This is a genomic window from Acinetobacter sp. ANC 4218 (assembly GCF_002135245.1).
Classification (GTDB): Bacteria; Pseudomonadota; Gammaproteobacteria; order Pseudomonadales; family Moraxellaceae; genus Acinetobacter.
This window is the reverse complement of record NZ_NEGD01000022.1, coordinates 1-16,672: the sequence shown is the minus strand read 5'-3', so window position 1 is coordinate 16,672 and position 16,672 is coordinate 1. Positions and strand designations below refer to the sequence as shown.

Genomic DNA, 16,672 nt, shown 5'->3' with positions numbered 1-16,672 from the left:
CCTGCCTGAATGCAGCTGTTTTAGACCTATACTGTTTAGGGATATTTTAATTGCTGATTAACAAGGAAGTGAAAAACCTGCTTAATATTGTATTAAAGTCCTACATTGTCATAGAGTAACAGCAATAGTTTTCATCTTAGATCAGCATTTAAAAACAACAATAAGATGAGGTTGTAAAATGAGCAAAAGTAATACGGTTAAATTGCATCGAGTATTGAGCGCACCCCCAGAACGGGTGTTTAAGGCCTTTATTGATCCGGATGCTCTGGTTAAATGGATGGCACCGCATGGTTTTACCGCGAAGGTTCATCATCTGGATGCAAAAGTGGGTGGAAGCTATAAAATGTCGTTTAGCAATTTTTCTACTGGTTCCATCCATTCCTTTGCTGGCACCTATCATGAAATCATTCCCAATCAATTGTTGCGCTATACTGACCAGTTCGATGATCCCAATTTTCCCGGAAACATTGAAGTGGTCATTCAATTCAAAGCAGTGTCGGTGGGAACAGAAGTGCATATTACCCAATTGGGTATTCCTGATGTTATTCCAGTGGAAGCCTGCTATTTGGGATGGCAGGAATCTTTGCAACTGCTCACTTTACTGGTTACTCCTGAAATTCCAGATCAATAGTGCTTTACAATGCAAATTCAAATTAAACGTGCCTATGCGGAAGTTTCACCTTCAGATGGTAAACGTATTCTGGTTGACCGGCTGTGGCCCAGAGGCATTAAAAAGGAAGATGCCAAAATTGATTTGTGGGCTAAAGAAATCACGCCATCGACTGAGCTGCGAAAATGGTATGCACATGACCCCAAACATTGGGACGAATTTCAGCAACGTTACAGAGCTGAACTACAGCAACAAGCAACGTTATTGCAGTAAATTAGAGAAATCGCTAAACAGGAAAAATTAGCCTCATCACTGCGGCAAAAAGTGAAAAATATAACCATGTAATTGTACTTAAACAGGTTTTAGAGGGAAACTGAAAGCATCTGATGGGAGGTTTTATTCCCTAATATAAATAAGGTTTTAGCAAAAGATTGGTTGATAAAATGTTATAATAAGATTTTTGAGGTTTTTTATGTCTTTGCCAAATTGCCCCAAATGTAATTCAGAATATGCTTATCAAGATGGCGATTTACTGATTTGCCCAGAATGCGCTCATGAGTGGAAAGAGGGTGAAAGCAGTGCTGAACAGGCTACAATTATTAAAGATGCAAATGGCAATGTGCTTGCTGATGGCGATACTGTTACCCTGATTAAAGATCTGAAAATTAAAGGTTCTTCATCGGTTATTAAAGTTGGGACCAAGGCGAAGAATATTCGTTTATTACCTGACTCAAGTGATGGTCATGATCTGGACTGTAAAGTGGATGGCTTTGGTGCCATGAAATTAAAATCTGAATTTGTGAAAAAAGCTTAATTCACTACATTAAAAACCAAAAAAGCTCTGGCGACATGCTGGAGCTTTTTTATGAGCTGGTGCCCATTTGCGCATGATTTTGGAATTGGTTTTTTATAATTGCTATGCTTGATTCAGCATTGACATAACCTATCTGATGATTACTCCCTTCATGCTATAACTACTGTCTTTCATCTTAAAAAATTTTTGTTATGCCGCATATCCATCTTGAATATTCAGACAATGTAGAAAATTTTGAACCAAAACCCCTCCTGCTTGCTTTAAATCAGGCGCTGGTTGAGGGAGCTTATGTTACTGCTGCAAATGAGCTAAAAAGCCGTGCCATTTGCCAGCACGACTATGTCATTGGTTTGGGAGATGTTTCACAAGCCTATGTCCATGCGAAAGTTTCTTTATTGGCTGGACGTAGTCTGGAGTTACAACAGCAAATTGCTCAAGTGATTCTGCACACACTTGAACAGCACATACCAGCTCAAAGCCAAGTCAGTGTACAGATTTGTGTGGAAATATTGGAAATGCAGAAAGCCACCTATGCTAAAAAAATTGTTTAGGGCTTGGCTACTTATTCAATATCAACAGCCAGGGGGAGAATAGAGGGGCAATCTATTCTCTTGGCGGCCTGTTTTGTGCTGCGATAGAAACTGTACCTGGAGAAAACTGGGCTTTGATAAGAATGGTCCAGTGTCCTTTTAAGGCGATAAATCATACAATCCAGATTTAAATCATGATCATAAAATGTGCTTTTTTTGAAATAAAAAGTCATTTTTATTTCATATAAATAGCGTATTTTTAATCATATAAATTCGATTCTTTTATAACTTTTACAATAACAAGGGGAGTATTTTATATGGCAGGATGGTATGAAGTCAGTCAGGCCAGTGATGGACAATATCGCTTTGTTTTGAAAGCTGGCAATGGGGAAGTGATTCTGAGCAGCGAATTATACAAGAGCAAAGCTTCGGCACAGAATGGCATTGAATCGGTGCAAAAAAATAGCCCTGAGGATAGCCGCTATGAACGTCTGGAAGCGAAAAACGGTAAGCCCTATTTCAATTTAAAGGCAGCCAATTATCAAATTATTGGCACCAGCCAACTGTATGCAAGTGAGCAGGCACGCGAGAAAGGAATTGAGTCGGTAAAAAATAACGGTTCCAGCACCACCATTAAAGACCTGATTGCATAAATCAAATCAATGCTCAGATTAAAGCATGTATTGATACATGCTTTATTTTTGAGTAGAGAAAAACCAGCTAGAGCCTGAGATCAAACCCGAATAGCGGGCTGATCATCAGATTTTTATGCAGCTTTTTATGCGGTAGAGGAATTTAAAAGCGTTTAGGGATTTTCTGGCCATACGGTACAGGGGATTCCGCCTTTTTTAGCACACCAAACAGCCAGGTTTCTGCATGATTCACCGCTTGTTTTAAATCATCGCCTTGTGCCAAACGGCCGGCAATGAAACTGGCCAGTGAACAGCCTGAACCGTGATATTGACCTTCAAGGCGAGGACATCGGGTTTCAGACACCAGTTTGCCATCTATATATAAGGCATTGCGGATATAGTCCGGGGTATCTTCATGTCCGCCTTTGACCAAAATCGCTTTAGCGCCCATGGCAAAAAGTTTTGCTGTGGCCTGGTCGAGATCTTCAACACCAGTAAGTGCACGAAGCTCAACCGTATTAGGTGTCAGAACGGTAGCCAGCGGAATCAGCTCGACAAAGGCTTTCACCAGTGTGGCTTGATCACCCAGTGAACCGCCACTATTGGCTACCAGTACCGGATCGAGCACATACAGATATTCAGGATGTTCACGTAAAAATTCAGCCAAAGCTGCAATATTGTCTGTGGTGCCTAACATGCCTGATTTAACACATTTAATTGGTAAGTCACCCACCACGGCATGCGCCTGAGCCAACAGTAATTCTTTGGAGGTTGCTTCAAAACCAAACACCTGCTGCGAGTTTTGAATGGTCAGCGCAGTACAGGCAATTGCTGCATGTGCGCCACTTTGGCCAATCGCTTCAATATCTGCCTGCAAGCCAGCGCCACCCGATGGATCTAAACCAGAAAAGCAAAGTACAGTAGGGCGCACAATGATGTCCTTAAATCACAAAATTTGCGTTAGTATAGGCAACTTTGAGCCAAGTCTCGATAGTATTTGTGAAGTAAAAATTTAAGTTGAAGGGTTGGTTGGTGATTAAGAATATTTTGATTGATTTAGACGGAACATTAACTGATCCCAAAGTGGGGATTACCACTTCAGCGCGTTATGGTCTGGCCAAAGTAGGTCATCCGATTGCCGATGACGTCAACATCGACTGGATTATTGGTCCACCTTTGCAGGCATCTTTGGCGAAAATTTTAAATGTTGCAGTGGATGATGTTTTGGCTGAACAGGCATTGATGGGCTATCGGGAACGTTTTGCTGTGACCGGCTTGTATGAAAATCATGTTTTTGAAGATGTAGCTGCAACTTTGCAAACCTTGCAGCAAAAAGGTTTCCGTTTGTATTTGGCTACGGCAAAACCTCAAATCTATGCCAAGCAGATTTTAGAACATTTTGATCTGCTGCAATATTTTACATATGCTTATGGCAGCGAGCTGAATGGTGAGCGTACCAACAAGGGCGATTTGATTGCCTATATCCTTGAAAAGGAAAAGTTAGATCCAGCTGAATGTGTGATGGTGGGTGACCGTGAGCATGATATTTTTGGTGCTCGCAGCAATGGTATAGACACCATCGCAGTGGACTATGGTTATGGCTCTGATGCAGAGCTTACTCAGGCCAAACCTAAAGCACGGATAGCCAAATTTTCCGATCTGCTTCAATTTTTTTGATTACTTAATACAAGCAAGTAGTTCCCTTAGTACCTACCCTGAATCAAGCTTTTGGGACTGTTAACGTAGGTCCAGATAAAAACTTTCCTTCACTTCTTCCATGACAATGTAACTGTGTGAGGAAGCGGAGGAGGGAAGTTTTTTGAGTAAGTCGCCGAGTAGACGTCGATAGGCGCTCATTTCTTTTAAACGTGCTTTCACCAGATAATCAAATTCGCCTGAAATCAGGTGACATTCCAGAACTTCAGGAATTTCCACCAAATCACGTGCAACCTGATCAAACACATCGCCTGATTTGGCAGAAAGTTTGATTTCTAAAAACACTAGCAAGTTGCGATCGACCAGTTGCGGATTCAGCCGCGCGTAATAGCCCATGATGATGCCATCGCGTTCCAGGCGTTTGACCCGTTCCGAACAGGGGGTAGTAGACAGATTGACCCGAGATGCCAATTCGCTGATGGCAATCCGTCCATCGCGCTGCAAAATATCCAGAATCTGTTGATCTATACGATCCAATTTACGCATTATGATTTTCCTTTTTTTAGAATTTTTTCGCGACGAAACTATTAAATTACCTAGATTATAGTGCTTAAAACAGTGAAAAAAACTATCAATCAAAAAATATACTAGTGAAATAAACTAGTATGCGTTAGGGATAAGCAATGCGTGTAATTGTCTTGGGTAGTGGTGTAATCGGGGTTGCAAGTGCGTATTACCTCGCACAACAGGGAGCAACCGTTACTGTCTTGGACCGTCAGTCTGGTCCTGCTGAAGAAACCAGTTTTGCCAATGCAGGTCAGGTTTCACCAGGTTATTCGACGCCATGGGCAGCGCCCGGTATTCCTTTTAAAGCGGTGAAATGGATGTTCCAGCATCATGCACCGCTTGCCATCAATATGGATGGCAGCATGTGGCAATTACAGTGGATGGCACAGATGCTCAAGAACTGTAATCCACACAGCTATGCAATTAATAAAGAGCGCATGACCCGGGTGGCAGAGTATAGCCGTGACTGCCTCAGAGAGCTGCGTAAAGAGACCGGCATTCATTATGAAAACCGTTCTAAAGGTACTTTGCAAGTTTTTCGTAATGAAGCGCAACTAGACATGGTTCAACGTGACATTCAGGTGTTAAAAGAATGTGGTGTGGAGCATGAACTTTTGCTCAAAGATGATCTGGCCAAAGTAGAACCTGCTTTGGAATTTGCTAAAGATAAACTGGTCGGTGGCCTGCATCTGCCAAATGATGAAACTGGCGACTGCTACCTCTTTACCAATGCGCTTGCAAACTTGGCCAAAGAGCTGGGTGTAGAGTTTAAGTTCAACCAAAATGTTGAAAAACTGGTGGTTGAGGGTGATGACATCAAGGGCGTGGTGGTAAATGGACAAGTCCTTACTGCAGACCGTTATGTCTTGGCTTTTGGCAGTTATTCACGTGACTTTTTAAAACCATTACACCTGAATTTACCGGTTTATCCGGTGAAAGGCTATTCACTCACCATTCCAATTGTAGATCCTGCATTTGCACCGCAGTCTACGGTGCTGGATGAGACTTACAAGATTGCCATTACCCGTTTTGATCAGCGTATCCGGGTGGGTGGTATGGCAGAACTGAGTGGTTTTAACCATGGCTTGAATCAGGATCGTCGTGCAACTCTGGAAATGGTTACCAAAGATTTATTCCCGGGTGGAAACCTGGCAGAAGCGACCTTCTGGACTGGTTTACGTCCAATGACACCGGACTCTACCCCGATTATTGGTGCAACACGTTTTAAAAACCTGTTCCTCAACACCGGTCACGGCACGCTGGGATGGACCATGGCCTGCGGTTCAGGCAAGTTGATCAGTGACCTGGTCATGAATCATCAACCGGACATCAGTACCGAAGGTCTATCGATCCAACGTTACCCTTCAGCAGCCTAATCTGTTTTAGGTCATATTGATTCAAGGAAGAACAACATGCCACGTCCTATTACTGCAGTGATTCATCGTCAGTCACTGCAGCACAATTTAAATGTTGCCCGTACCAAAATGCCGAATAGCCAAGTCTATGCGGTGGTGAAAGCTAATGCCTATGGTCATGGTATTGAGCGCGTCTATCAAGCTTTCAAATCTGCCGATGGTTTTGCGCTGCTCGATTTGGCAGAGGCGAAACGCATTCGTGCTCTGGGCTGGAAAGGTCCTGTCTTATTGCTTGAAGGCATCTTTTCCGAGCAAGATCTGTTTGACTGTGATGAGCTGAATTTGAGTTTCACCCTTCATAGCCAATATCAGATTGAATGGTTAGCCCGATTCCCCAGACCAGCCAGGTTTGATGTTTACCTGAAAATGAACAGTGGCATGAACCGTCTGGGTTTTGCGGCTGTTCATTACTGCGACATCTGGCAACAATTATCTCAACTGAATAATGTTCAAAGCATCACTCACATGATGCATTTCTCCGATGCTGACGGTGAGCGTTTAGGACGTGACGGCATTGAGCATCAATGCCAGTTGTTTGAGGTAATCACCCATGATTTACCGGGTGCGCGTTCCGTATGTAACAGTGCAGCCATCTTACGCCATCAGCAGTTGCAGTCGGATGTGATTCGTAGCGGCATCATGCTTTACGGCAGTTCTCCCGATTTCCCCGCACATAGCATTGATGACTGGAACCTGCAGCCTGCAATGAGTCTACGCAGTGAAATCATTGCCGTTCAACAGCTTAAAGCGGGGGATAGCGTAGGTTATGGCTCCAGGTTTATTGCTGAAAAGGAAATGAGTGTTGGCATCGTAGCCTGTGGCTATGCCGATGGTTATCAACGTATTACCGCAACAGGTACGCCCATTTTAGTCGATGGTCAACGCAGCAGTTTGGTCGGACGTGTCAGCATGGATATGCTCGCGGTCGATTTATCTCATCTCCCAAGTGCCCAAGTCGGTAGTGAAGTGGTGCTGTGGGGTACATCGAAACACGGCACTGTGCTCAGTATTGATGAAGTGGCGGCAGGTTCAGGCACGATTGGCTATGAGCTGATGTGTGCTGTCACTGCACGCGTCAATTTTATCCAAGATTAAATTTAAAAAAAAACAGATCATTCAATTTATTGATACAAGGAAATGTAGATGTCTCATAGCGATATAGAAAAGTTCAATAGTAATGCTGTCATGAGCGCCGTGACAGTGTTCAATCAGGTGGTTTATCTTTCCGGGCAAGTACCTAAAAACACCAGTAATGGTGTCGCAGGTCAGACCCATGAAATTTTAGCCACTATTGATGAATTGCTGGCTTTGGCCGGAACCGATAAATCCCGGTTGCTGTCTGCACAGCTTTATATTAAAAATCTCGCTGACTTTTCAATCGTCAATGCCATTTGGATTGACTGGATGAAAGGTTGTACTCCACCTTCACGTGCCACTATTCAGGCGGATCTAGTCAATCCGGACTGGTTGATTGAAATTGCGGTAACGGCGGCACAGCCTTAATGTTAAAAATCTCCCCCGTATGGCAGCAAAGCGGTTGAGACCGATGTGCTGCCTGGCGTGTAAATGTTGCTGGTTGGGATGACCGGCAATGTAAAGCACATGGTTTACACGCAATCGTATGTTAAAAGGATGTTCAGTTATGACCACTACACCACGAGCAGACGATGCCAAGGCATCATCGCATGAACTACAACGAAAACTGTCCAACCGTCACCTGCAACTCATTGCCATTGGTGGCGCGATTGGGACAGGCCTGTTTATGGGCTCAGGCAAAACCATCTCCCTGGCTGGCCCTTCAATTTTATTGATCTATACCATCATTGGTACCATGTTCTTTTTCCTGATGCGTGCATTGGGCGAAATTTTACTCTCCAACCTGCATTACAAATCCTTTATCGATATGGCGCATGACCTGATTGGTCCGGGTGCAGGCTACTATATTGGCTGGTCCTACTGGCTGGGCTGGGTGCTGGTTGGCATCGCAGACTTGGCTGCTATTATCAACTATCTCAGCTTTTGGCTGCCTGAAGGGATGGCCTTTACCCCATCCGGACAGGCCATGATCAGCGTGGCCTGCGTGTTATTGGTGCTCGGTATTAATATGCTCGCCGTACGTCTGTTTGGCGAAATTGAATTCTGGTTTGCCCTCATCAAGATTTTGGCTATTTTGGGACTGATTGGTATTGGTGGCTTTATGGTGTTTAACCATTTTCATGCGCCAGGAGGTTCGCTTGCCAGTTTTAGTAATGTCTGGTCGCATGGCGGCATGTTCCCGCAAGGTGGCAGCGGTTTCCTGGCTGGTTTCCAGATTGCCTTGTTTGCTTTTGTTGGTGTGGAACTGATCGGAACCATGGCAGCAGAAACCCAAGACCCTGAAAAGAACTTGCCCAAAGCGGTGAATGCCATTCCGACCCGGATTATTTTGTTCTATGTGTTGTCACTTTTCATTGTGATGTCTGTGACCCCGTGGAACCAGATTCCTGCGGATCAGAGTCCATTTGTATCGCTGTTCATGCATGCGGGTATTGGTGCAGCAGCCATTATCATGAACCTGGTGGTGCTGTCATCGGTCATGTCATCCATGAACAGTGGCGTATTTTCAACGTCGCGCATGCTGTTTGGCTTGGCGCGGGAAGGGCAGGCTCCGCAAAATCTGGCGCAATTGTCTAAGCGTGCCGTACCTGCCAAAGGTTTATTGTTCTCTTGTGCCTTTATTATGGCAGGTGCAGCATTGCAATACTTTGTACCGAACACGGTTGAAGCCTTTACCTTGGCAAGTTCGCTGTGCGTGATTTTGTTTATCAGTATTTGGAGCATCATCATGGTGTGCTACATCCGTTACCGTAAATTGCGTCCAGAACTGCATGCCCAGTCAACCTTTAAAATGCCGGGCGGGATATGGATGTCCTATGTGGTACTGGTATTTTTATTCTTTACTTTGATTATTTTAAGTCTGGAAGCCGATACCTTGCGTGCCCTGATGATCAGTCCGATTTGGCTGATTATTTTAGCCGTGACCTATCAACTCCTGTATAAACCGCGGATGCGCAAACGTCATCAGGACATGCGGGTGAAACGTAATCAGGAAATGTTGAACTAAGTTTCTCTCAGATATGGTTTTTGTCAGATGTAAAAAAGCCCTCGATTGAGGGCTTTTTTGATGCTTAGAAGATGGGTTTCACCACCACTAGAATTACTACGGCAAATAAAATCAGCGTTGGCATTTCATTAAAGAAGCGCCAGAACTTGTGTGATTTATAATGCGCGTTACCGATCAGTTTTTTACGGTAATAACCACAAACAAAATGATAAATTACCAATAATCCGACCAATCCGACCTTCAGGTAAAACCACAGTGCATCGTGATAATGACGCGTTGCATCACCCCAATCGACCAGAAAGTGTGCGGTGATCAGTGTTGCAATCATTGAGGGCCACATAATGCCACGGTATAGTTTGCGTTCCATGACTTCAAAACGCTGATGACTCACTGCATCATCACTCATGGCATGGTAAACGTATAGACGTGGCAGGTAGAACAATGCAGCGAACCAGCAAACCACAGCAATAATATGTAATGCTTTTACCCACAAGAAAGCATCAGAAGGAGCATCCATCCATTCACCCTTTTAAAGGGCAGTGTGGCAGAAGTTGATCATCCACTGCTGAATGATCAACACTTCTTAGCTTAGCCTTCCCATTTTTTGAAAACGAGACAAGCATTTACACCGCCAAAACCGAAACTGTTACTCATCACAGTATTCAATTTTGCGTCACGTTTTTCAAGTACGATATCAAACGGTTTTGCACCTTCATCCAGTTCAGTCACGTTGATGTTTGGTGCAATAAAGTCATTTTGCATCATCAGGACTGAATAAATGGCTTCATGTACGCCCGCAGCACCCAGGCTGTGACCGGTCATAGACTTGGTTGAGCTGATAGGCGGTACTTGACCTTCACCAAATGCACGTTCCATGGCTTTCAGTTCAGTCACGTCACCAGCTGGAGTTGAAGTACCATGGGTATTCACATAGTCAATCTTGTCAACACCATGCTGTTTCGCTTCTTCCAGTGCCATCAGAATGCAGCGTGTTGCACCTTCACCACTTGGTGCAACCATGTCTGCACCATCGCTGTTTGCAGCATAGCCAACTACTTCAGCCAGGATATTTGCACCACGCGCTTGCGCATGTTCCAGTGATTCAAGCACCACGAAACCACCACCACCGGCAATGACAAAGCCGTCACGGTCATCCGAATATGGGCGAGACGCTGTTTCAGGCGTGTCATTGTATTTAGAGCAAAGTGCACCCATGGCATCAAACAATAAGCTTTGTGACCAGTGATCTTCTTCACCACCGCCTGCCAGCATTAAATCCTGTTTGCCGAGTTGAATCAGGTTATAGGCATAACCAATGGCATCGGCAGAAGTTGCACATGCGCTGGTAATGGTATGTGCTACACCTTGTAATTTAAAAGCAACGCCCACGTTTGCGGTAATGGTGTTGGTCATGTTGCGAGGAACAAAGAAAGGACCTACTTTACGCGCACCCTTGGTTTGCAGTAATTCGTTCATTTCAATGACAGATGCAGTTGAACCACCACCTGAACCACCGGTAATCCCATAACGTGGGTTGCCCGCCAAATCTTCAACGCTTAAACCTGCATGTTCTACCGCAGCAACTGCCGAGTTGTAGGCATACATGGCACAAACACCCATAAAGCGTTTCAATTTACGGTCAATATGGTCAAAATCTTGTTCAGCGGCTGCACTGACATGGCTCTTAAAGTTTAATTCTGCATAAGTCGGGTTAAAACGTGTTCCAGAAATCCCGTTTTGTAAAGAATGAGTGACATCTTCTAAAGAATTACCAATGCATGAGTTGATACCCATACCAGTGATTACAACACGCTTCATCTAAAGATCCCTTATATGGTGATATTTTTGAGTAAAGGCAGCTGATTCAGGCAGAAAAGTAAAAACCTCAATCCAGCGCATTACTCATGTCTTTCGGTCGCATTCATGATAGCAGAAAGGGTTTTGAATTCTTATGGCAAATATTATGCCTATTTCGACAGTATGTATCTGTAATGTTTAGGCGGCATAATTAACTAAAAGATACACATTCGTGTTGAGATAAACTTAGACTACACCTAGTATTTATCAATAATTGTAAGAATAGAAGATGAGGGTAAAAGAATGGCAGATACCAATAATAAACATTCAGGTGGATTCCTCTCCAATGCTTTGGGAGTGGCTAAAAAGATCAGTGCAACAGGAATGAGTGCACTGAATCACGCGGCTGCCGAGCGTGCTGGCAAGGCTTCCGGGGCCTTGGTCAATGGTCATGTCATTGAGGGAAGTGCCCGTTCTCAAAGCGTATTTGAACCCAGAAAATATGATAATCCTCAACAAATGATGCGTGAGTATTTACCCAATGTCTCCAGACAATTGCTGGGTCGCCAGTACAGCAAAGTGAATCGTGTGGCCAGTTTTGTTGTGCCGGACTTTTCAGACAAGGTTTCGGACTATTTTTTTGACCATTTAAATCAGTTTACTTCAAATCTCAGTTCTGTAGATACTGTACTGGATCAGGCTGGAGCAAAAGATTTACAGGAACTGACTCAGGATGTCGACCGTTCCAAACGGCTGAGTCAGGCGTTGGCAGAACAAAACAAATGGCTGGCTTCTATACAGGGGGCTGTTACCGGTGCCACAGGCGTAGTTGGTTCAGCGATTGACGTGCCTTTATCACTGCTCATGTCCTTGCGCATGATTTATCAGGTGGGACGTGCCTATGGCTTTGAATTGAACAAAGACACCGAACAGGATATTGTCCAGTTTGTGTTTAAACAAATCGACTTGGGCCAGATTGCTGAAAAGCAGAGTGTGTTGATGGCACTCAAAATCGTTTCCAATATGCTGCAAACCAATGACACTGCACAATTGCAAAACATGCTGGGTTCCAGCAATGACAGTGAGCCACTGAAAAAATGGCTGGTCAATGAAAATGGCGACATGAAATGGAACTGGTTAAATCACCTTCCAAACCTTTCATTGATCAGTAAATTAACGCCTGTTGCCGGAGCAGGTATAGGTGCAGCCTATAGCTGGAAACTGGTGGAAGATGTCAACCAGAAAGCCCAGCAAATATTTTCCCATGCCAGAAGCTATTTGCAGCAGCATCAGGGAGTGGAGTTGTCTCCTATTGCGGCTTATGAAAAATCCCTGGAGCTGTTGGCGCAGGCAGCGCCAAGATTGTTAAATCCCTTTACTAAAGACGAGCCAAATTCCGGCGAGCTTAAACTTGATCAGGACATTCCGGTGCAAGGGCATAGCACGATTGCCAAAGTAACTATTAAGAAGAAATCAGATGATGCCATCGCGGATGACGAGCGTAAAAGTGAGCGGGTAGAACAAGGATTAGAGTATTTGGCTGAACACATGGTTGAACCGCATGCACAGGTTGAACCGCAAAAACCAGCTATCACGGTGGATGAACCGGAAATAGATGAATATACGCAGGCAGGTGTTGAAGGAGCGGATGCAGGCACTGAGCAACTTGCTGCTTCGCAATCTGAACAAAATGAAGCCCCTAAGCCCGCCAAGAAAAAAGTTACAAAATAGAGTGCATAAAAGTCTGGAATTGCGTCTTTAAAAAAGCGTCTACTGACCAATATACAGCTAAGTGGTCAATATTTGATATGGCCTCGAATATTGACCATTTTGCTATCTTCGCTTACAATTGTGTGCCCTCAAAAAGTGGTATTTTTTTGAGGCTTTTTATTAACGGGAGAATTGCCAAATGGCAACAACAAATCAGTTGATCCGTAAGGGTCGTACGACTTTGATTGAAAAATCAAAAGTTCCTGCGTTGAAGGCTTGTCCACAACGTCGTGGTGTTTGTACACGTGTTTACACAACTACACCTAAAAAACCTAACTCAGCAATGCGTAAAGTTTGCCGTGTTCGCTTAACTTCTGGTTTTGAAGTATCAAGCTATATCGGTGGTGAAGGCCATAACCTACAAGAGCACAGTGTTGTGCTTATCCGTGGTGGTCGTGTTAAAGACTTACCAGGTGTACGTTACCATACCGTTCGTGGTTCTTTAGACTGCGCTGGTGTTAAAGATCGTAACCAGTCTCGTTCTAAATACGGTACTAAACGTCCTAAGAAATAATCTGTTTAGATTAGCTTTTTAAGAACGTAGAACCGCAATCCTTTATCGTCTCGCTTGTCTGATTTCTGCATTTAATTTTGTGAAATTCAAGCGACGTGTAGTAAGGCCAGCGAATGTACATGACACTTTGTACTCATGCTGGATAAACCTGAAGTGTCATATTTATAGGTGTATTAAAATGCCAAGACGTCGCGTAGTCGCTGCCCGTGAAATCCTTCCGGATCCTAAGTTCGGCAGCCAAACAATCGCTAAATTCATGAACCACGTAATGCAAGATGGTAAAAAATCTATTGCTGAAAGTATCGTTTACGGTGCTTTAGATCGCGTTCAAGAAAAATCTAAAGTAGACCCAGTTGAATTTTTCGAGACTACTCTTGAAAAAGTTCGTCCTATGGTCGAAGTAAAAGCACGCCGTGTTGGTGGTGCTACTTATCAAGTGCCTATGGAAGTACGCCCATCCCGTCGTACTGCCCTAGCTATGCGCTGGTTAGTAGACGCTGCTGCTAAGCGTTCTGAAAAAACAATGGCTTTACGTCTTGCTGGTGAGTTGCTTGATGCAGCTGAAGGTAAGGGTTCAGCGATTAAAAAACGTGAAGATGTGCACCGTATGGCTGAAGCCAACAAAGCCTTCTCTCACTACCGTTTCTAAGCGGATAAAACAGCCCCTATTCAGGAGGGTGGCAATTTTGGTTTTCACCATGTTGTCATCGAATCGCTTTAAGCTGCTTGGCAGCTTAAAGCGTCCTGTTTTAAACAACAAAATTTAGGAATGCAAGAAATCATGGCTCGTCAAACCCCAATTTCTCGTTACCGTAACATTGGTATCTCAGCTCACATCGATGCTGGTAAAACCACGACTACAGAACGTATTTTGTTCTACACAGGTGTATCTCACAAAATTGGTGAAGTACATGATGGTGCAGCAACAATGGACTGGATGGAACAAGAGCAAGAACGTGGTATTACCATCACTTCTGCTGCTACGACTACATTCTGGTCAGGTATGAGTAAACAGTTCCCAGAACACCGTATCAACGTAATTGATACTCCGGGACACGTTGACTTCACAATCGAAGTTGAGCGTTCTATGCGTGTTCTTGATGGTGCATGTATGGTTTACTGTGCTGTAGGTGGTGTACAACCTCAGTCTGAAACTGTATGGCGTCAAGCGAACAAATACCAAGTTCCTCGTTTAGCATTCGTGAACAAGATGGACCGTACAGGTGCAAACTTCTTCCGTGTTGTTGAACAAATGAAGACACGTTTAGGTGCATCTCCTGTACCTGTAGTTATCCCTGTTGGCGCTGAAGAAAACTTCCAAGGCGTGATCGACTTGATCGAAATGAAAGCGATCATTTGGGATGAAGCTTCACAAGGTATGAAGTTCGAATACGGTGATATCCCGGCTGAACTTCAAGCTTCTGCTGAAGAATGGCGTACCAATATGGTTGAAGCTGCTGCTGAAGCTTCTGAAGAGCTAATGGACAAATACCTAGAAGAAGGCGATCTTTCTAAAGAAGATATCGTTGCTGGTCTACGTGTTCAGACTTTGGCTTGTCAAATTCAACCAATGCTTTGTGGTACAGCATTCAAAAACAAAGGTGTTCAACGTATGTTGGACGCAGTAATTGAATTCTTGCCATCACCGACTGAAGTTAAAGCAATCGAAGGTGTACTTGACGATAAAGCTGAAACTAAAGCGATTCGTGAAGCATCTGACGAAGCTCCGTTCTCTGCGCTTGCGTTCAAAATCATGAACGACAAATTCGTAGGTAACTTGACATTCGTACGTGTTTATTCTGGTGTTCTTAAACAAGGTGACTCTGTTTATAACCCGGTTAAATCTAAACGTGAACGTATCGGCCGTATCGTGCAAATGCACGCGAACGATCGTCAAGACGTTGAAGAAATCCGTGCGGGTGATATCGCTGCGTGTGTAGGTCTTAAAGACGTTACAACTGGTGATACACTTTGTGATGAGAAAAATGTCATCACACTTGAACGTATGGAATTCCCAGAGCCAGTAATTGCATTGGCTGTTGAACCAAAAACTAAAGCTGACCAAGAAAAAATGTCAATTGCTTTAGGTCGTTTGGCTAAGGAAGATCCATCATTCCGCGTTCGTACTGACGAAGAATCAGGCCAAACCATTATTGCTGGTATGGGTGAGCTTCACCTTGACATCATCGTTGACCGTATGAAGCGTGAATTCGGTGTTGAAGCAAACATTGGTAAACCAATGGTTTCTTACCGTGAAACGATCAAAAAGACAGTTGAACAAGAAGGTAAATTCGTACGTCAAACTGGTGGTAAAGGTAAATTTGGTCACGTATACGTACGTTTAGAACCAATGGATGCTGATGCTGGTAAAGACTACGAGTTCGCTGAAGAAGTTGTTGGTGGTGTAGTTCCTAAAGAATTCTTCGGTGCTGTGGATAAAGGTATCCAAGAACGTATGAAGAATGGTGTATTGGCTGGTTACCCTGTTGTGGGTATTAAAGCGACACTATTTGATGGTTCTTACCACGATGTCGATTCTGACGAATTATCGTTCAAAATGGCTGGTTCTTACGCATTCCGTGACGGTTTCATGAAAGCAGATCCTATCTTGCTTGAGCCTATCATGAAAGTTGAAGTAGAAACTCCAGAAGACTACATGGGCGATATCATGGGTGACTTAAACCGTCGTCGTGGTATGGTTCAAGGTATGGACGATTTACCTGGTGGTACTAAAGCAATCCGTGCTGAAGTTCCATTGGCTGAGATGTTTGGTTACGCGACTCAAATGCGTTCTATGTCTCAAGGTCGTGCGACATACTCTATGGAATTCGCTAAATATGCTGAAACTCCACGTAATGTGGCTGAAGGCATCATCAGCAAGTTCCAATCTGGTGGTAAAAAAGGTGACGACGAGTAATCTTTCGATTACTATAAGCCCAAACTAATTCATAGTTAAAAACCAAAATCACTTATGGAGTTAAACCCTCCATAAGTATTTTAATAAGGAAGATCTCATGGCTAAGGCTAAGTTCGAACGTAACAAACCACACGTAAACGTGGGCACAATTGGTCACGTCGACCATGGTAAAACTACTTTAACTGCTGCGATTGCAACTATTTGTGCAAAAACTTACGGCGGTGAAGCGAAAGATTATGCAGCAATTGACTCTGCACCAGAAGAAAAAGCACGTGGTATTACCATTAATACTTCACACGTAGAATACGATTCTCCATCTCGTCACTACGCTCACGTAGACTGCCCAG

At 43.9% G+C, this 16,672-nt stretch carries 18 protein-coding genes and 1 pseudogene; 15 read left to right on the top strand and 4 right to left on the bottom strand.

The window, feature by feature from the left end:
- Window positions 1-178: 178 nt before the first annotated feature.
- The 5 genes and pseudogenes from B9T38_RS15735 to B9T38_RS15715 all read left to right on the top strand — a co-directional run bounded on the left by B9T38_RS15735 (window position 179) and on the right by B9T38_RS15715 (window position 2,607).
- Window positions 179-631: an SRPBCC family protein gene (locus B9T38_RS15735; protein WP_086197657.1), complete on the top strand. Its 453-nt coding sequence runs from the start codon at window positions 179-181 to the stop codon at window positions 629-631.
- A 9-nt stretch (window positions 632-640) separates the two neighbouring features.
- A pseudogene (locus B9T38_RS15730) lies at window positions 641-987 on the top strand (DUF488 domain-containing protein).
- A 95-nt stretch (window positions 988-1,082) separates the two neighbouring features.
- Entirely contained in the window at window positions 1,083-1,424 is a 342-nt protein-coding gene (locus B9T38_RS15725) for a zinc ribbon domain-containing protein YjdM (protein WP_086197656.1), read from the top strand.
- A 191-nt stretch (window positions 1,425-1,615) separates the two neighbouring features.
- On the top strand, window positions 1,616-1,975 hold the full coding sequence (locus B9T38_RS15720) for a 5-carboxymethyl-2-hydroxymuconate Delta-isomerase (protein ID WP_086197655.1): 360 nt from the start codon (window positions 1,616-1,618) through the stop codon (window positions 1,973-1,975).
- Window positions 1,976-2,271: 296 nt separating this feature from the next.
- Window positions 2,272-2,607 (top strand): YegP family protein, encoded by a 336-nt coding sequence (locus tag B9T38_RS15715; RefSeq protein ID WP_086197654.1) that lies wholly within the window; start codon window positions 2,272-2,274, stop codon window positions 2,605-2,607.
- A 142-nt stretch (window positions 2,608-2,749) separates the two neighbouring features.
- On the opposite strand, the gene B9T38_RS15710 is transcribed toward B9T38_RS15715, so the two are convergent.
- On the bottom strand, window positions 2,750-3,517 hold the full coding sequence (locus B9T38_RS15710; RefSeq protein ID WP_086197653.1) for a hydroxymethylpyrimidine/phosphomethylpyrimidine kinase: 768 nt from the start codon (window positions 3,515-3,517) through the stop codon (window positions 2,750-2,752).
- A gap of 101 nt (window positions 3,518-3,618) precedes the next feature.
- Here B9T38_RS15710 and B9T38_RS15705 point away from each other — a divergent pair, with 101 nt between their 5' ends.
- On the top strand, window positions 3,619-4,263 hold the full coding sequence (locus B9T38_RS15705) for an HAD-IA family hydrolase (protein ID WP_086197652.1): 645 nt from the start codon (window positions 3,619-3,621) through the stop codon (window positions 4,261-4,263).
- Between the two features lie 60 nt (window positions 4,264-4,323).
- Here the strand turns inward: B9T38_RS15705 and B9T38_RS15700 are convergent, their stop codons facing one another.
- Entirely contained in the window at window positions 4,324-4,788 is a 465-nt protein-coding gene (locus B9T38_RS15700; RefSeq protein ID WP_086197651.1) for an Lrp/AsnC ligand binding domain-containing protein, read from the bottom strand.
- Between the two features lie 137 nt (window positions 4,789-4,925).
- Here B9T38_RS15700 and B9T38_RS15695 point away from each other — a divergent pair, with 137 nt between their 5' ends.
- The 4 genes from B9T38_RS15695 (at window position 4,926) to B9T38_RS15680 (ending at window position 9,327) form a co-directional block, all read left to right on the top strand.
- The gene (locus B9T38_RS15695; protein WP_086197650.1) at window positions 4,926-6,185 is read left to right on the top strand and encodes a D-amino acid dehydrogenase; all 1,260 of its coding nucleotides are present in this window, start codon (window positions 4,926-4,928) and stop codon (window positions 6,183-6,185) included.
- A gap of 36 nt (window positions 6,186-6,221) precedes the next feature.
- The gene (gene alr, locus B9T38_RS15690) at window positions 6,222-7,319 is read left to right on the top strand and encodes an alanine racemase (protein ID WP_086197649.1); all 1,098 of its coding nucleotides are present in this window, start codon (window positions 6,222-6,224) and stop codon (window positions 7,317-7,319) included.
- Between the two features lie 48 nt (window positions 7,320-7,367).
- Window positions 7,368-7,727 (top strand): RidA family protein, encoded by a 360-nt coding sequence (locus tag B9T38_RS15685; protein ID WP_213033059.1) that lies wholly within the window; start codon window positions 7,368-7,370, stop codon window positions 7,725-7,727.
- A gap of 139 nt (window positions 7,728-7,866) precedes the next feature.
- Window positions 7,867-9,327, top strand: a complete 1,461-nt coding sequence (locus B9T38_RS15680; protein ID WP_086197648.1) for an amino acid permease — start codon at window positions 7,867-7,869, stop codon at window positions 9,325-9,327.
- A 64-nt stretch (window positions 9,328-9,391) separates the two neighbouring features.
- Here the strand turns inward: B9T38_RS15680 and hemJ are convergent, their stop codons facing one another.
- Window positions 9,392-9,844, bottom strand: coding sequence for a protoporphyrinogen oxidase HemJ (hemJ, locus tag B9T38_RS15675; RefSeq protein WP_086197647.1), 453 nt, complete (start codon window positions 9,842-9,844; stop codon window positions 9,392-9,394).
- Between the two features lie 71 nt (window positions 9,845-9,915).
- A complete protein-coding gene (locus B9T38_RS15670) occupies window positions 9,916-11,145 on the bottom strand; it encodes a beta-ketoacyl-ACP synthase II (RefSeq protein ID WP_086197646.1) in 1,230 nt (409 codons plus the stop codon).
- Between the two features lie 282 nt (window positions 11,146-11,427).
- On the opposite strand from B9T38_RS15670, the gene B9T38_RS15665 reads away from it, so the two are divergent.
- The 5 genes from B9T38_RS15665 to B9T38_RS15645 all read left to right on the top strand — a co-directional run.
- Window positions 11,428-12,855, top strand: coding sequence for an EcsC family protein (locus B9T38_RS15665; RefSeq protein ID WP_086197645.1), 1,428 nt, complete (start codon window positions 11,428-11,430; stop codon window positions 12,853-12,855).
- A gap of 178 nt (window positions 12,856-13,033) precedes the next feature.
- A complete protein-coding gene (rpsL, locus tag B9T38_RS15660; RefSeq protein WP_004648013.1) occupies window positions 13,034-13,408 on the top strand; it encodes a 30S ribosomal protein S12 in 375 nt (124 codons plus the stop codon).
- A 178-nt stretch (window positions 13,409-13,586) separates the two neighbouring features.
- A complete protein-coding gene (gene rpsG, locus B9T38_RS15655) occupies window positions 13,587-14,057 on the top strand; it encodes a 30S ribosomal protein S7 (RefSeq protein ID WP_004648014.1) in 471 nt (156 codons plus the stop codon).
- Between the two features lie 132 nt (window positions 14,058-14,189).
- Window positions 14,190-16,325 (top strand): elongation factor G, encoded by a 2,136-nt coding sequence (fusA, locus tag B9T38_RS15650; protein WP_086197644.1) that lies wholly within the window; start codon window positions 14,190-14,192, stop codon window positions 16,323-16,325.
- Window positions 16,326-16,422: 97 nt separating this feature from the next.
- Window positions 16,423-16,672: GTP-binding protein (locus B9T38_RS15645; protein WP_251992259.1), on the top strand; the 250-nt coding region annotated here is incomplete at its 3' end.

Bases quoted from the DNA above. Each gene is read 5' to 3' on its own strand.
- B9T38_RS15735 (WP_086197657.1), top strand. From the start codon at position 179: ATGAGCAAAAGTAATACGGTTAAATTGCATCGAGTATTGAGCGCACCC.
- B9T38_RS15725 (WP_086197656.1), top strand. From the start codon at position 1,083: ATGTCTTTGCCAAATTGCCCCAAATGTAATTCAGAATATGCTTATCAA.
- B9T38_RS15720 (WP_086197655.1), top strand. From the start codon at position 1,616: ATGCCGCATATCCATCTTGAATATTCAGACAATGTAGAAAATTTTGAA.
- B9T38_RS15715 (WP_086197654.1), top strand. From the start codon at position 2,272: ATGGCAGGATGGTATGAAGTCAGTCAGGCCAGTGATGGACAATATCGC.
- B9T38_RS15700 (WP_086197651.1), bottom strand. From the start codon at position 4,788: ATGCGTAAATTGGATCGTATAGATCAACAGATTCTGGATATTTTGCAG.
- B9T38_RS15695 (WP_086197650.1), top strand. From the start codon at position 4,926: ATGCGTGTAATTGTCTTGGGTAGTGGTGTAATCGGGGTTGCAAGTGCG.
- alr (WP_086197649.1), top strand. From the start codon at position 6,222: ATGCCACGTCCTATTACTGCAGTGATTCATCGTCAGTCACTGCAGCAC.
- B9T38_RS15685 (WP_213033059.1), top strand. From the start codon at position 7,368: ATGTCTCATAGCGATATAGAAAAGTTCAATAGTAATGCTGTCATGAGC.
- B9T38_RS15680 (WP_086197648.1), top strand. From the start codon at position 7,867: ATGACCACTACACCACGAGCAGACGATGCCAAGGCATCATCGCATGAA.
- hemJ (WP_086197647.1), bottom strand. From the start codon at position 9,844: ATGGATGCTCCTTCTGATGCTTTCTTGTGGGTAAAAGCATTACATATT.
- B9T38_RS15670 (WP_086197646.1), bottom strand. From the start codon at position 11,145: ATGAAGCGTGTTGTAATCACTGGTATGGGTATCAACTCATGCATTGGT.
- B9T38_RS15665 (WP_086197645.1), top strand. From the start codon at position 11,428: ATGGCAGATACCAATAATAAACATTCAGGTGGATTCCTCTCCAATGCT.
- rpsL (WP_004648013.1), top strand. From the start codon at position 13,034: ATGGCAACAACAAATCAGTTGATCCGTAAGGGTCGTACGACTTTGATT.
- rpsG (WP_004648014.1), top strand. From the start codon at position 13,587: ATGCCAAGACGTCGCGTAGTCGCTGCCCGTGAAATCCTTCCGGATCCT.
- fusA (WP_086197644.1), top strand. From the start codon at position 14,190: ATGGCTCGTCAAACCCCAATTTCTCGTTACCGTAACATTGGTATCTCA.